Raw genomic sequence first — 957 nt, 5'->3', positions numbered from 1 at the left:
GCGGCCCGGCGTGTCGGTGCGGCCCGGCGAACGGGAGCGCGTCGACGAGGCCTACGGCGACGAGGCCTACGGCGACGAGGCATACGACGACGAGGCCGACGCAGTGGACCCCCGCGCCGAGGACGAGCCCGACGCCGGCCGTGGCCGCCCGGGTTTCGCCGAGGACCGCTGGGACGACCCGGCGGACACCGGCCCCGACCGGGCCCGCCAGCCCCGTCGCGTGCTCGCCGTCGTGGCGGGCGCGGTCCTGCTCCTGGTCGCGGCCGTCGCGGCGGTGACCTTGCGAGGCGGCGACGACCAGGGCGGATCCCCACCCGCCTCGACCGCCACGAGCCTCGCACCGATCCCAGCGAACTTCCTGGACAGCACCACGACCGACAGCGACAGGATTTCCGTCAAGGAGTTCTTCCCCGACTCGCCCGTCACGGTGGACGGCCGGGGCTACCGACGGCTGGCCCGCCGACTGGACGACGGCTGCCCCCAGCTGACCGGTGATCTGACGAAGCAGTTCGCCCCGCCGCACTGCGGACAGGCCGTGCGCGCCCTGTTCCTGAGCACCCCCGCGGCGGGCACCCGCGCGGTGCTCGTCGGAGTGACGGTGTTCTCCCTCGACACGGCGACGACGGCCACGACCGGCGTACAGACGCTCAACCAGGGCCGCGGCGGGATCACACCACTGCCCATCCCCGCCGGTGCCATCCAGAACGCGCAGATCACCGGGCCAGGCGGCAACAACTCCTGGCGCAGCGCCCTCAGCCGCGGGCACTACCTCATCTACACCCAGGTCGCCTACGTTGACGGCACCACCGGCGCGGGGACCGACCCGCCACTGCGCTCCGCGCAGACCGACGTCGGCATCCTCGCCACCGAGCCGATCGGGGACCGCGCCGTCCTCGGGCACGGCCCGCGCGGCTGACCCGCCCCGCGCCGTCAGTCCGACGGCGTCAGCCCCGCGCC

1 pseudogene is annotated in these 957 nt (G+C 74.9%); it reads left to right on the top strand.

Annotated elements, in window-relative coordinates:
* Positions 1 to 916: pseudogene (locus tag MXD58_RS25620) on the top strand (hypothetical protein); the annotation flags it as partial.
* Between the last annotated feature and the right edge of the window lie 41 nt (positions 917 to 957).

This window comes from Frankia sp. AgKG'84/4 (genome assembly GCF_023242965.2).
GTDB lineage: Bacteria > Actinomycetota > Actinomycetes > Frankiales > Frankiaceae > Frankia.
Note: the sequence above shows the minus strand (reverse complement) of the source record. Positions and strands in the feature narration are given on the sequence as shown.